Source organism: Stutzerimonas tarimensis (genome assembly GCF_042648805.1).
Lineage (GTDB): Bacteria > Pseudomonadota > Gammaproteobacteria > Pseudomonadales > Pseudomonadaceae > Azomonas > Azomonas tarimensis.
The window spans coordinates 1-12,041 of sequence record NZ_JBHRXZ010000026.1; the positions used below are offsets into that span (position 1 = coordinate 1).

12 protein-coding genes, 1 tRNA gene and 1 riboswitch are annotated in these 12,041 nt (G+C 66.5%); of the genes, 1 reads left to right on the forward strand and 12 read right to left on the reverse strand.

The window, feature by feature from the left end:
- The first annotated feature begins 250 nt into the window (after positions 1-250).
- Positions 251-327, forward strand: a tRNA-Arg gene (locus tag ACFOMF_RS16430).
- Positions 328-459: 132 nt separating this feature from the next.
- Here the strand turns inward: ACFOMF_RS16430 and ACFOMF_RS16435 are convergent.
- Genes ACFOMF_RS16435 through btuB form a run of 12 tightly spaced genes read right to left on the reverse strand, consistent with a single transcriptional unit; the run spans position 460 to position 11,723 of the window.
- A complete protein-coding gene (locus ACFOMF_RS16435) occupies positions 460-1,188 on the reverse strand; it encodes an adenosylcobinamide-GDP ribazoletransferase (protein ID WP_386366885.1) in 729 nt (242 codons plus the stop codon).
- On the reverse strand, positions 1,173-1,769 hold the full coding sequence (locus ACFOMF_RS16440) for a histidine phosphatase family protein (protein ID WP_386366887.1): 597 nt from the start codon (positions 1,767-1,769) through the stop codon (positions 1,173-1,175). Before ACFOMF_RS16440 ends, ACFOMF_RS16435 begins: the two co-directional genes overlap by 16 nt.
- On the reverse strand, positions 1,766-2,815 hold the full coding sequence (gene cobT / locus ACFOMF_RS16445; protein ID WP_386366889.1) for a nicotinate-nucleotide--dimethylbenzimidazole phosphoribosyltransferase: 1,050 nt from the start codon (positions 2,813-2,815) through the stop codon (positions 1,766-1,768). Before cobT ends, ACFOMF_RS16440 begins: the two co-directional genes overlap by 4 nt.
- Complete coding sequence (gene cobU / locus ACFOMF_RS16450; RefSeq protein ID WP_386366891.1) at positions 2,812-3,333, reverse strand: bifunctional adenosylcobinamide kinase/adenosylcobinamide-phosphate guanylyltransferase; 522 nt, start codon at positions 3,331-3,333, stop codon at positions 2,812-2,814. Before cobU ends, cobT begins: the two co-directional genes overlap by 4 nt.
- Positions 3,330-4,787: a cobyric acid synthase gene (locus ACFOMF_RS16455; protein WP_386366893.1), complete on the reverse strand. Its 1,458-nt coding sequence runs from the start codon at positions 4,785-4,787 to the stop codon at positions 3,330-3,332. The genes cobU and ACFOMF_RS16455 overlap by 4 nt, the downstream gene beginning before the upstream one ends.
- A complete protein-coding gene (cobD, locus tag ACFOMF_RS16460) occupies positions 4,784-5,773 on the reverse strand; it encodes a threonine-phosphate decarboxylase CobD (protein WP_386366895.1) in 990 nt (329 codons plus the stop codon). The genes ACFOMF_RS16455 and cobD overlap by 4 nt, the downstream gene beginning before the upstream one ends.
- A complete protein-coding gene (cbiB, locus tag ACFOMF_RS16465; protein WP_386366897.1) occupies positions 5,766-6,668 on the reverse strand; it encodes an adenosylcobinamide-phosphate synthase CbiB in 903 nt (300 codons plus the stop codon). Before cbiB ends, cobD begins: the two co-directional genes overlap by 8 nt.
- A complete protein-coding gene (gene bluB, locus ACFOMF_RS16470; RefSeq protein ID WP_386366899.1) occupies positions 6,665-7,309 on the reverse strand; it encodes a 5,6-dimethylbenzimidazole synthase in 645 nt (214 codons plus the stop codon). Before bluB ends, cbiB begins: the two co-directional genes overlap by 4 nt.
- The gene (locus ACFOMF_RS16475) at positions 7,306-8,625 is read right to left on the reverse strand and encodes a cobyrinate a,c-diamide synthase (RefSeq protein WP_386366901.1); all 1,320 of its coding nucleotides are present in this window, start codon (positions 8,623-8,625) and stop codon (positions 7,306-7,308) included. The genes bluB and ACFOMF_RS16475 overlap by 4 nt, the downstream gene beginning before the upstream one ends.
- A complete protein-coding gene (gene cobO / locus ACFOMF_RS16480) occupies positions 8,625-9,233 on the reverse strand; it encodes a cob(I)yrinic acid a,c-diamide adenosyltransferase (RefSeq protein ID WP_386366902.1) in 609 nt (202 codons plus the stop codon). Before cobO ends, ACFOMF_RS16475 begins: the two co-directional genes overlap by 1 nt.
- Positions 9,230-9,799 (reverse strand): hypothetical protein, encoded by a 570-nt coding sequence (locus ACFOMF_RS16485; RefSeq protein WP_386366904.1) that lies wholly within the window; start codon positions 9,797-9,799, stop codon positions 9,230-9,232. The genes cobO and ACFOMF_RS16485 overlap by 4 nt, the downstream gene beginning before the upstream one ends.
- Positions 9,800-9,839: 40 nt before the next feature.
- A complete protein-coding gene (gene btuB, locus ACFOMF_RS16490) occupies positions 9,840-11,723 on the reverse strand; it encodes a TonB-dependent vitamin B12 receptor (protein ID WP_386366906.1) in 1,884 nt (627 codons plus the stop codon).
- Between the two features lie 75 nt (positions 11,724-11,798).
- A riboswitch (cobalamin riboswitch) is annotated at positions 11,799-12,004 on the reverse strand.
- Between the last annotated feature and the right edge of the window lie 37 nt (positions 12,005-12,041).

Consider the following 12,041-nt stretch of genomic DNA (forward strand, 5'->3'; position numbering starts at 1 on the left):
TATACCGAACCCCCAGCCTGCACTAGCAGGCTGGGGGTTTGTCTTTGTCGGCGAGAAACCTAGCCCTGACAATACCCAACGGCACGGCCCGTGCGAAGGCTGGAACAGTGTGAAGGCCCAAGCAGTCCGGAGGCCGACCCACAGGCCGTTGTAACTTCTTGATATGGAGAGGGTTATCCTTGAGTAAAGAGGCGGCGAGAATGTGCTGCACTTGAGTAGACACCACATAAATGGTTAAATACGTCTCTTCGCATCCGTAGCTCAGCTGGATAGAGTACTGCCCTCCGAAGGCAGGGGTCGTGGGTTCGAATCCCGCCGGATGCGCCATACAATGCAAAGAGCCCAGGTCGGACGACCTGGGCTCTTTGCATTTCGGTTGTCGCGCTCGGCTTCAGCGTCTCTTCAGCAGCAGTGCTCGCTGCCCCCTGCCGAGTCGATCACTTGCCTTTTGCATGGCTGTCAGATCGCACAAACAACCAACACGGCGCATTCGGTCAATACCAGCAAAGCCCCAGCGGTATCACCGGTTGTGCCACCCAGGCGCTGCATGAGGCCGCGGCGGATCAGCCACAACAAGCCTGCGGCAACTATGCAGGCCACTACACCCTGAGCACCGCCGAGCAGTATCACCGCAGCCAGAGCGATACCCAGGGCTGTCGATGCCTGGCGCCGTGGCAGGTGCTGGGCTATGGCTGCGCCAAGCCCGCCTGGGCGGGCATAGGGGGTTGTCAGAAACAGGGCGAGGAGGCTGGCGCGTCCTAGAACGGTGGCGATCAGCAGAGCCTGGAACTGTCCCCTTTCCAGCAGCGCGGTGATGGCACTGAATTGCACCAGCAGCACCAGCAGTAAGGTGACCACCGCAGTTGGGCCGCTTCGCGGGTCCTGCATGATGGCGAGTGTCCGCTCGCGGCTGCCCAGTCCTCCAAGCCAGGCGTCGGCGCTGTCGGCCAGGCCATCCAGGTGGAGCGCGCCGGTCAGCAGTACCCAGAGGCTGAGCAACAGGGCCGCCTGGAGCAGCACCGGGGACGAGGCCAGGAGGAGCGCGGCGAGCCCGAGCAGGCTGCCGAGGATCAGGCCCACCAGTGGATAGTGGATCGCCGATCGCCCGATAAGGGCGGGTTCGTAGGACGAGGGTTGGGGGAAAGGCAGGGTGGTGAGAAAGCGCGCCGCGATCAGGAAGGCCTGCATGGGGATTCTTCCAGCAGAAGTTGTGTTCCAGCTCGAGCGGCGTGGAGGGTGAAAAGCCCGGCATGGGCGACTTCGACCTGGAGCAGTTGCTCACGGGGGAGCCCACGTGCTTGTGCTAGCAGCAGGCGCATCACTCCGGCATGGGTGACCACCAGCAGGTGCGCCTTTGCGTGTCTGTCGATCAGCCTGTGCAGGGCTCCCAGCACGCGCGCTTCGAAGTGAGCGACGGGTTCGGCTCCCGGAGGCGTGAAGCCGTAGGGGTCATGCCAGAACCGTCCCAGTGCTTCGGCATCCGAATTCATCAGTTCACCGGCTGTACGGCCTTCCCAGGCACCGAAATCCAGTTCTCGCAGGTCGGGTTCCAGTTGCAGCTCGAGTCCCCGCTGGCGTGCCAGCTCAGTGGCGAAGGCCGCGCAGCGTTGCAAGGGTGAGCTCAGGACGGAGGTCCAGGGGCCATGGTCTGCCATGGCGTCGCGCAGCTGCGCCCAGCCTGTCTCGCTCAGCGGATCATCAAGACGTCCGCGAAAGCCGCCGCCGCCGGAGGTGGCACCGTGGCGCAGCAGGTCGAGGCGCAAGGTCATGAGTCCTGCCCTGAGACAGCCGCCTCGGCAAAGGTGGCCATGCCTTTGTGTAGCGCGCAGGCTTGCTGCAGCAGGGGGACGGCAAGCGCGGCACCACTTCCTTCACCGAGCCTGAGGCCCAGGTCAAGTAGCGGCTTGGCTCCCAGCGCAGCCAGCACTGCGCGATGCCCAGGCTCTGCGGAGTGGTGGGCAAAGATCAGCCAGTCGTGGGCGGACGGATTGAAGCGCACCGCGCACAGCGCGGCGACGCTGCAGATGAAGCCGTCCACCAGTACCGGCAATCCGCGCTGGGCGCAATGCAGGTAGGCTCCACAAAGGGCGGCGATCTCGAAGCCGCCCAGGTGACGCAGGATCTCCAGCGGTACAGCGGGGTCGAGCCGATGCCGCTCCAGGGCTCGGGTAATGATGGCGGACTTGCGTGCAATGCCGGCAGGTTGCAGGCCCGTGCCCGCTCCTGTGAGTTCAGGCGCCGGTTTTTGCAGCAAGGAGCAGGCCATGGCGGTGGCGGCAGTGGTGTTGCCAATGCCCATTTCTCCGGCGAGGAACAGGTCGGCGCCTGCGGTCAGGGCGCGTTCGACACTCTCGTAGCCCGCATCCAGCGCAGCCGCGAGTTGCGCTTCGGTCATTGCCGGGGCCTCCAGAAAACTGGCAGTGCCGGGTCCGAGGCGCAGATGCCTGACCCCAGGCAGCTCAAGGTCGCCCAGGGTGCCTAGGTCGATAACCTCCAGCGGTGCATCGAGTCGCTTGGCGAGCACGCTGATGGCTGCTCCGCCGTGGGTGAAATTGCGCAGCATCTCGCCGGTTACAGATTGGGGATAGGCCGAGACACCTTCGGCAGCCACGCCATGATCACCCGCGAACAGGCTGATCCACGGGCTCTCGATAGCAGGCTCGGGTCGGCCTTGCAGGCTGGCGAGTCGGATCACCAGCGCCTCGAGTTGGCCCAGCGCGCCCTGCGGCTTGGTCAACTGCTCGTTGCGTGCAGCCGCCCTTGAGGCTGCCTTGAGGCAGGGCGAGCGGCAAGGGAATGACAGCCAGGGATTCAACGTGCCTCTCCCTTGAGTATCTGTGGCAGGCCGGCGACCACCAGGGTGACCCGGTCCGCGACCTCGGCGATGCGCTGGTGCAGCCACCCGGCCTCGTCAACGAAGCGGCGGGTGAGTTCACCCAGCGGAACGACGCCAAGCCCGGTTTCGTTGCTGACCAGGATGATCTGGCCGGGCAGCAGTGGCAGGCAGTGGAGCAGCGCCTCGCGCTCCAGTTCGAGCTGCCCGGGGTCATCCTGCAGCAGTAGATTCGTCAGCCAGAGCGTCAGGCAGTCCACCAGCAGGCAGCGATCTGGCGCAGCCTGTTCGCGCAGCGTCCTGGCCAGTTCCAGCGGCTCCTCGACCAGGGCCCACTGGGCAGGGCGGCGGGCGCGGTGGTGGGCGATGCGTGCGGCCATTTCTCTGTCGCCGGGCTGGCTGGTGGCGATATAGGTCACGGCGCACTGGCTCTCGGCCGCGCGGCGTTCGGCAAGGCGGCTCTTGCCCGATCGGGCACCGCCGAGAAGAAAGTCGATCATGTCATCTGTCCGCAAAGTTGACGAAGTGCGCCAGTGTTCAGATGGCCTTCTACCAGGTCGGCCAGGCGTTCGATATCACGCTCGCGCAGGGCGTGGTAGTCGATGTTGGCGGCCGTTTCGAGACCTGCCCAGCGCAATAGCGCCGTGCAGGCGGCCGGGCTCTCGAAGATGCCGTGCAGGTAGGTGCCGAGCAATTGTCCGTCCGCGCTCAGGGCACCGTCGGTGCCACCCTCGTCGAAACGCAGCGCGGGTCGATTCAGCGCCGGCCCGCGACTGACCCCCGCATGGATCTCATAACCCCATGCCTCGGCCTGCTCCAAGGCAAGCTTGCCGCGGCGGTTACGCAGCTGTTTCTCCGGCCCAAGCACCGTGCTCAGCGGCAGCCATCCGAACCCGGGTGCGCTGCCGGGTGGCCCTTCGAGGCCCAGCGGGTCCTCGATGTGCTCGCCAAGCATCTGCAGGCCCCCACAGATTCCCATGACCTTGCCCCCGTAACGCAGATGTCGGGCGATGGCCTGCTCCCAACCCTGGCTACGCAGCCAGGTGAGGTCGGCACGCACGCTTTTCGAGCCTGGCAGGATGATGAGATCAGCAAGCGGTACCGGCTCGCCCGGACCGACGAAGCGCAGATCAACCTCAGGATGCAGACGCAGCGGATCGAAGTCGGTGTGATTGCTGATACGTGGCATTACCGGGACCACCACCTTGAGCGGCGCATCCGCCTTGGCAACCTGTCGCGCATCGATGGCATCCTCGGCCTCGAGGTGGAAGTCCACGAGATAGGGCAGCACCCCGAGTACCGGCTTCCCGGTGCGCTGCTCGAGCCAGTCGAGGCCCGGCTGGAGCAGGGCGAGGTCGCCGCGGAAGCGGTTGATGACAAAGCCCTTCACCCGGGCCTGCTCGCTTTCCGAGAGCAGTGCCAAGGTGCCGACCAGATGAGCAAAGACGCCGCCCCGATCGATGTCTGCCACAAGGATGACCGGGCAGTCGACGGCCTCGGCAAAGCCCATGTTGGCGATATCGTTCGCCCGCAGGTTGATCTCGGCAGGAGAACCGGCGCCCTCCACCACCACTACCTCGTAAGCCGCCGTGAGCCGCTGGTGGGAGGCCAGAACCGCTTCGCGGGCGACCGCCTTGTAGGCCTGGTAGGCCTGCGCGTCCATGTTTGCGCGCGCCCGGCCGTGGATGATGACCTGCGCGCCGGTATCGGTGTTGGGCTTGAGCAGCACCGGATTCATGTCGGTATGGGGAGCCAGGCCGGCGGCCTGTGCCTGCACTGCCTGGGCTCGGCCGATTTCGCCGCCGTCTGCGGTGACCGCGCTGTTGAGCGCCATGTTTTGCGGCTTGAAGGGCACCACGGCGACCTGCTGGCGTTTCAGCCAGCGGCACAGTGCCGTGACCAACATGCTCTTGCCCGCATCCGAAGTGGTGCCCTGCACCATCAGGGTGGTCATGATCGGTCGTTCCATTCGCCCAGGGCCTGGGCGAGTCGGGCCCATCCAGCTTCATCGGCGGGCAGGCCGAGGCGCAGGCTGGGTGGCGTTTCGAAGTGACGGACGAGAATCCCGCGTTGTGCCAGAAACCCGTGTAGCGCCAGCGCATCGGGCGAGGCCAGCCACTGGAACAGTGCACAGCCGCCGGCCGCGGGCAGGCGGTTGTCGCGCAGCAATTTGACCAGACGCTGACTGGCTGTCTGCAGCTTCGCCCGCTGTACTGTCTGGCCCGCTCGATCAGCCAGCAGAGCTGTGGCTACCACGCGGGTCGGACCGCTCAGGGTCCAGGGCCCCAGTCGCTCCTCCAGCGCCTCGAGCAGTGCCGAAGGGGCGAGGACGAAGCCCAGGCGGGCACCGGCGAGCCCAAAGAACTTGCCGAACGAGCGCAGCACAACCAGGCCGGGGCGGCCGGCAAAGGGTGCCAGGCTGTCTTCTGGCGTGCTGTCGATGAACGCCTCGTCGACCACCATCCAGCCGTCGCGCTCGGCCAGACGGGCATGCCAGTCGAGCAAGACCGCGGGAGGCCGCCGCTCGCCGGTAGGGTTGTTGGGGTTGATCACCACTAGCACATCGAGGCTGTCAAGCATTTCGCCGCTCGGCGCTGAGGAGAGGGTGACCAGGCTGTGTCCTTCACGGCTCCAGGCATGGACATGTTCGGCGTAGGCGGGAGCAAAAAGGCCGACCCGCGAGGGGCCGCGCAGGCGCGGCAGGGCCTGGATGGCAGCCTGTGAGCCTGCAACCGCGAGCAGCCGGTCGGTCCCGTAGTACTGTCGAGCGGCTTCAGGTAGCCCGTCATCCGGCTCGGGCAGGCGTGACCAGGCGCTCAGCGGCACGGGCGGCAGCGGCAGCGTCCAGGGCGCGATGCCGGTGGAAAGGTCGAGCCAGTCTGCCAGGGGGATGCCGTATCGTTGCGCCGCCTGGCGCAGACGTCCGCCGTGTTCAAGCATGCAGCCAGCCTCCGATGAGTATCAGCACCACCCACAGGATCACGCCGCGACGCACCAGACGCAGCGCCTTGGCGATGTGTCTGGCTCGGGGTGCGTTGCCGGCGCCCAGATCAGGGCGCTCATGCCAGGCCCCGTGATAATAGGCGCCCCCGCCCAGCTTCACCGCCAGGGCGCCGGCCCCTGCAGCCATTACCGGGCCGGCGTTGGGGCTGTCCCACTGTGGCGCCTGGCTACGCCAGCAGGACAGCGCCAGGCGCGTGTGGCCCAGCAGGGCATAGGTCAGTGCAACGAGTCGGGCTGGCAGGTAATTGAGCAGGTCGTCGATGCGCGCGGCGGCCCAGCCATAGTGCACGAAGCGTGGCGTCCGGTAGCCCCACATGGCATCGAGGGTATTGGCCAGCCGGTACAGCACAACACCCGGTGCGCCGGCCACGGCAAACCAGAACAACGCGGCGAACACCGCATCGCTGCCATTTTCCAGCACCGACTCGGTTGCGGCGCGGGCGACACCCTCCTCGTCCAGCAGGCTGGCGTCGCGGCTGACCAGATAGCTCACCCGTCGGCGGGCTTCGGCGAGATCGCCACGGGCCAGCGCCTCGGTCACCGGAGCGGCGTGTTCGCCCAGGCTGCGCAGACCCAGTGCGGCATAGAGCACCAGCATGTCCCAGGCCCAGCCGATCCAGTGGCTGAGCAGCCCGCTCACCAGAGTCAGCGGCAGTACCGCCAGGCCCCAGCCGAGCAGGCCGGACAGTCGCCGGCCGTTTCCGTCAGGGTTGAGACGGGCTTCCAGCGCGCTTGCCAGTCGGCCAAAGGCCACCAGCGGATGCCAGCGGCGCGGCTCGCCGAGCAGGGCGTCCAGGGCAACACCAGCGGCTAGGCTGAGGGCCATGATCATGCCTGCCAAGTGTCCTCGAACAGCAACTCCTGGAGTGGGCGGACCTCTGTCCAGCCCTGCTCCTCCAACATCGGCCGCGGGTAGAAGCCTGCCACGGGGCCCAGACAGATGAGTGCGACGGGCTTGGCGCCGGGCGGCATCTGCAGCAACCTGGCCAACGCTTCGGGATCGAACAGCGACACCCAGCCCATGCCCAGACCTTCGGCGCGGGCTGCCAGCCAGAGATTCTGGATGGCGCAGGACACCGAGGCCAGATCCATTTCCGGCAGGGTTCGCCGGCCGAATACATGGGCTTCGCGCCCGTCCATCAGCGCTGCGACCAGCAGTTCGGCACAGTCATTGACCCCCTCCACCTTGAGCGCGAGAAACTCGGCCTGGCGTGGGCCCAGCGCTTCGGCGGTGCGCTGGCGCTCCTCTTCCACCAACGCGCGTATGGCCTGACGCCGCTCGACCGAGTGGATGCGGATGAACCGCCACGGCTGCATCAGGCCCACGCTTGGCGCCTGATGAGCGGCCTCGAGCAGTCGCGACAGCGTCTCGGTGGGGACGCTGCCGCCCGCGAAATGACGCATGTCCCGACGCTCGGCAATGGCGCGATACACCGCCGCGCGTTCCTGCGGGCTGAAGGCGTGCGCGTTCATGGGCGCAACAGCGCGGCAGCCGCCGCGGGCGACGACGGCAGGTAGAAATGGATATAGGAGGCGGTCAGCCGGCCGTCACGGTAGACCGGCTCGGCCGTGCTCCTCTGATTGGGGCAGACGCCACGCGCCAGGGGCTGCAGCCCGGTCTCCAGTACCGAGTAGTGAAAGCTGTGGCCGCGCAGGCTGCCCTCGGGCAGATCGACCTGCTGCAGCGCCAGCACGCTCAGGCGCGACTGAATCCGGGCATCGCCGGGCAGCAGGCCGACCATGCGGGCCTGCTCGCCATCCTTGCCCGTTAGCGAGCGCAGCAGATAGAGCATGCCGCCGCATTCGGCGAGGATAGGCTTGCCGGCCCGATGGTGCGCGATTATCGCCTCGGCCATGCCGCGGTTGGCCTCGAGTGCCGCCAGGTGCAACTCCGGATAGCCGCCAGGCAGGTAGAGGCTGTCGACCTCTGGCAGGCATGAGCCATGCAGCGGCGAGAAAAAGCAGAGCTCGGCACCGAGCTGGCGCAGCAGATCGAGGTTGGCCTGATAGAGAAAGGCGAAGGCCTGGTCCTGCGCCACGCCGATGCGCACGTCTTGCAAGAGGAGGAGCGGCGTCTCGCTGTCTGCGGGCGCCTCGAAGGTGACCGGGGCGGGCAGGCCTGTGTCGGCACTGGCGGCCAGTGCATCGGCTGTGCAGTCGAGTCGGGCGTCCAGGTCGTCCAGCTCCTGGGCCTGTATCAATCCGAGGTGGCGGCTTGGCAGCTGCATCTGTTCGTTGCGCGGCAAACCGCCGTACCAGGCCATGCCGGCAGGCAGGCTTTCGCGCAGGATGTCGCCGTGGCGCGCCGAGCCCAGCCGGTTGGCCAATACTCCGGCAAAGGGCAGCCCGGGGCGAAAGGTGGCCAGGCCATGGGCCAGGGCGGCAAAGGTCTGGGCCATGGCCGAGGCGTCGATGACCGCCAGTACCGGCACCCCGAAGCGTTGCGCCAGATCGGCCGCTGAAGGGGTGCCGTCGAACAGGCCCATCACCCCTTCGATCAGGATCAGATCGGCTTTACCGGCAGCGTCCCAGAGCAACTGGCGCGAGGCGGTCTCACCGACCATCCACAGGTCGAGCTGATAGACCGGTTGGCCGCTGGCACGCGCCAGGATCATCGGGTCGAGAAAATCCGGCCCGCATTTGAACACCTGCACCCGCCGTCCCTGACGGCGATGCAGGCGCGCCAGGGCGGCGGTGACGGTGGTCTTGCCCTGGCCAGAAGCCGGCGCGGCGATGAGCAGGGCGGGGCAGCGGCGCGCCTCGGTCCCGTCATGGGAGGCCGAGGCCATCAGAATTCGATTCCCTTCTGCGCTTTCACCCCCGCCTTGAAGGCGTGCTTGACCAGGGCCATTTCGGTGACGGTATCCGCCGCCTCGATCAACCCGGGTGGGGCGCCGCGGCCGGTGACCACCACATGCTGGTGCAGCGGTCGGCTCTCCAGGTCGGCGAGCACCTCGTCCAGCTGCAGGTAGCCGTGCTTGAGTGCGATGTTCAGCTCGTCGAGCACCACCAGACCGATGTCGTCCCGCTGCAGCAGACCCCGGGCCACTGTCCAGGCCTCGCCGGCCTTGGCGATGTCGCGCTGGCGATCCTGGGTATCCCAGGTAAAGCCCTCGCCCATCACGTGGTAGCTCACCTCCTCGGGGAAACGCCTGAAGAAGGCTTCTTCGCCCGTGGTCGCGGCGCCCTTGATGAACTGCACCACGCCCACCTTCATGCCGTGCCCCAGCGCGCGGGCGACCATGCCGAAGGCAGAACTGCTCTTGCCCTTGCCATTACCCGTGTGCACCAGCAGCAGACCGTATTCATCCCTGGCCTGGGCGATCTTCTCGTCCATCACGGCCTTTTTTCGCTGCATGCGCGCCCGGTGCCGCGCATCACGTTCGGTCTCGCTCACGCGCGCGCGTCCTGGCGCAGCAGCGCTGCGGCATGGAGGCCAGCATAGAGCACCGCCGCGATCCCGACATAGAGCATCAGGTTGCCCAGGTGGCTCGGGTAATAGGTGGCGATGCGCTCGCCGAGCTGGCTCAGGCTCGGGTCTGGGTAACGGCCCGAGAGGTACAGGTAGCCGCCGCCCGAGAACAGGTAGCAGACAAAGGCGCTGGAGGCCGCGCTACCGGCCAGTCCGGCCAGGCTCGCCGGGTGCTCGAAATGCAGCTGGCTGTACAGGCGCCCGCCTAGCCAGAGCGAGCCGTAGGCGGGAATGAGCATCCAGTAGGCTGGCGACATGCAGTAACCCCCCACGCCCTGCCAGCCGACCGCGATGAAATCCAGGACCGAGGCCAGCAGAAACAGCGCCGGGAAGGCCCAGCGGGGTTGCAGCAGGACCCCGGCGAGGAAGAACACTGCCCAGGACGCGCTCGGCAGGTTGACCGCGTCGAAATGGCTGCCGCGAGTCATGGCCATCAGGATGGCGAGCGCCAGGCCGATGTAGAGCTGGGAGCGGGCGGACAGGTTCAACATCGAAGGTCTCCTAATGTGGGGGCTGATGTGCCCTGTAAGCTCACAAGGCTTGGTAGCGGACAGTGAAATACACTGCTCGGCCGGGCTGCTCGAAGAACTGCGCCGTCTCGTATTCACGGTCGAAGAGGTTGCTCAGGCGCGCCTGCAGGCGCCAGGCCTCATCGATGCGATACTCGCCGCGCAGGTCTACTTGGGCATAGCCGGGCATGCGGGTGCTGTCCAGGTTGGTGGCGCTATCATATCGCTCGCTGGCGGCGAACAGCGTGGCCCCTACGCCATAGCGGCCAAAAGCGCGGTCCAGGTCAAGGTTCAGGGTTCGCTCTGCGCGGCGTGCCAGCAGATTCCCGTGGTTTTCCGTGCTGCGGTCCTGAGGGTCGAGCAGGGTCAGCGCGGTCGACATATCCCAGCCTAGCAGGCGCGTCTGCAGGGTGCCTTCGATCCCGCGAATGCGGGCGCTGTTGACGTTGCTAGGCATCCAGAAGCCGGTGGCATCGGCAGCCCAGACGATCAGGTCGTCGATCTGAGTCTCGAACGCGTTGATACCCCAGCCTCCCCAATGCTCACGTCCCTTGAGGCCCAGCTCGTAGGTTGCCGACTCTTCCGGGCCGACCCCGGGGTTGCCGGCAGTCCAGGCGGTGGCAGGTGCGTAAAGATCATTGAAGGTCGGCGCGCGGAACGCAGTGCCGTAGGACGCTGTGAGCAGCAGCGTATCGGTCAGCGCGTAGCTCCAGCCCAGATTGCCAGTGTCGTGGTTGCCGAACTGCTCGTTGTCGTCGCGGCGCAGCGAGGCGAGCAGGCCGTGCCGGCCCCGCTCGGCCTGATACTGCAGGTAGTAACCGGTGTTGCCCCGGGAGGTCTCTGCATAGTTGTCGCTGACGTCGATGCGGTCGTTCTGGTAGTCGACGCCGAGGCTCAGCAGCTGTCCTTGGGCAAGCTGCACGTCGTTCTGCCAGCTGAAGGTGTCCCGCTTGGTGTCGAAGCGGGAGAAGAAGGCGGAATCCTGAAAGTTGTCCGAGCGGTCTTCGCTGTGCCCGGCCTGCAGGGTCACCTGCCAGGGCTCCAGCGGGCTAAAGCGGGCACGACCACCGATCACTTGGCCGCTGCCCTCGCTGTAGGCGTTGCGGCCAGTTGCGCCGGTGCGACTGCGGACGTCCAGCTCGCTGTTGTACTCCACGTGCAACAGGCTGCCGTCGATTAACAGCCCATTGGCGAAGTGATAGCCCCCGCGCAGAGCGACCGAGTGCTCGCGGTAGCCATCGGCGTCAGGCTCATGAGCGTTGGGTGAGGTTGGATTGAGACGCCTGACGTTGATGCCATCGGTGCTCTCGGTGGTCGCGCTAGCATTGAACCAGGCGGCTTCGCTGCCGCCGGATACGCCGGCACTGGCATGGGCGCTGGAGCGGCTACCGGCACCAATCGAGAGATGCGGTTTGACCCCTTGCTCGGCACCCTGGCGGGTAAAGATCTGGATCACCCCACCAACCGCCTGGGAGCCGTACAGACTGGAACGTGGGCCACGAACGACCTCGATTCGCTCGATCTGCTCAACAGGCAGGTGTTGCAGGGCAGGCGCACCGGTCGTCGCCGAGCCCTGGGGAATACCGTCGACCAGCAGCAGGACGTGCTGGTTGCTGGTGCCGCGCAGCATCAGCGAGGTGTTCTTGCCGCGACCGCCGTTGCTGGTCAGCTGGACGCCCGGCAGACGGCGCAGCAGGTCGGGCACCGAAGCGGGTTGCAGGCGCTCGATGTCGGCACGCTGCAGGACACTGGTGGCGGCAACGGTGGGCCCGACCGCCGGCGCACGGGTGGCAGTGACCACCTGCTCGTCCAGGTGAAGCGGGGTGTGACCGCTCTGGGCGGCAGAAAAGGAGGCATAGCCGAGCAGCAACAGGGCTGCCGGCCCGTGAACAGGCTTGCGAATCATGGGGTCTCCGTCGTGCCCACCGCACGATCTGATCGGATGAACGCAGTCCGTTCAGCGGGGCTTACCCGCTCGATACTGCGGCTGATGCAGCAGGCCGGTCTCCGGGCTCACGAGCGGAACCAGAGGTTCCCGAAACCGCACCTTCCCATGCCTTGGCACAGTGGTTGTCGCGGATCTCGACTCGTCTACCGTTGCGGGGGCAGCGCCGGACTGGTTTCAGATGAAACGCACCGGCTTCCCTGTTTCACCCCTTGCGGGGCACCTGAAGCAAGGGCGGGAGAGTAGTGGCAGATGACAGCAGGGTCAATTGGCGGGGCG

Coding starts and splice junctions, on each gene's coding strand:
- ACFOMF_RS16435 (WP_386366885.1), bottom strand. CDS start 1,188: ATGCAGGCCTTCCTGATCGCGGCGCGCTTTCTCACCACCCTGCCTTTC.
- ACFOMF_RS16440 (WP_386366887.1), bottom strand. CDS start 1,769: ATGACCTTGCGCCTCGACCTGCTGCGCCACGGTGCCACCTCCGGCGGC.
- cobU (WP_386366891.1), bottom strand. CDS start 3,333: ATGATCGACTTTCTTCTCGGCGGTGCCCGATCGGGCAAGAGCCGCCTT.
- ACFOMF_RS16455 (WP_386366893.1), bottom strand. CDS start 4,787: ATGACCACCCTGATGGTGCAGGGCACCACTTCGGATGCGGGCAAGAGC.
- cobD (WP_386366895.1), bottom strand. CDS start 5,773: ATGCTTGAACACGGCGGACGTCTGCGCCAGGCGGCGCAACGATACGGC.
- cbiB (WP_386366897.1), bottom strand. CDS start 6,668: ATGATCATGGCCCTCAGCCTAGCCGCTGGTGTTGCCCTGGACGCCCTG.
- bluB (WP_386366899.1), bottom strand. CDS start 7,309: ATGAACGCGCACGCCTTCAGCCCGCAGGAACGCGCGGCGGTGTATCGC.
- ACFOMF_RS16475 (WP_386366901.1), bottom strand. CDS start 8,625: ATGGCCTCGGCCTCCCATGACGGGACCGAGGCGCGCCGCTGCCCCGCC.
- ACFOMF_RS16485 (WP_386366904.1), bottom strand. CDS start 9,799: ATGTTGAACCTGTCCGCCCGCTCCCAGCTCTACATCGGCCTGGCGCTC.
- btuB (WP_386366906.1), bottom strand. CDS start 11,723: ATGATTCGCAAGCCTGTTCACGGGCCGGCAGCCCTGTTGCTGCTCGGC.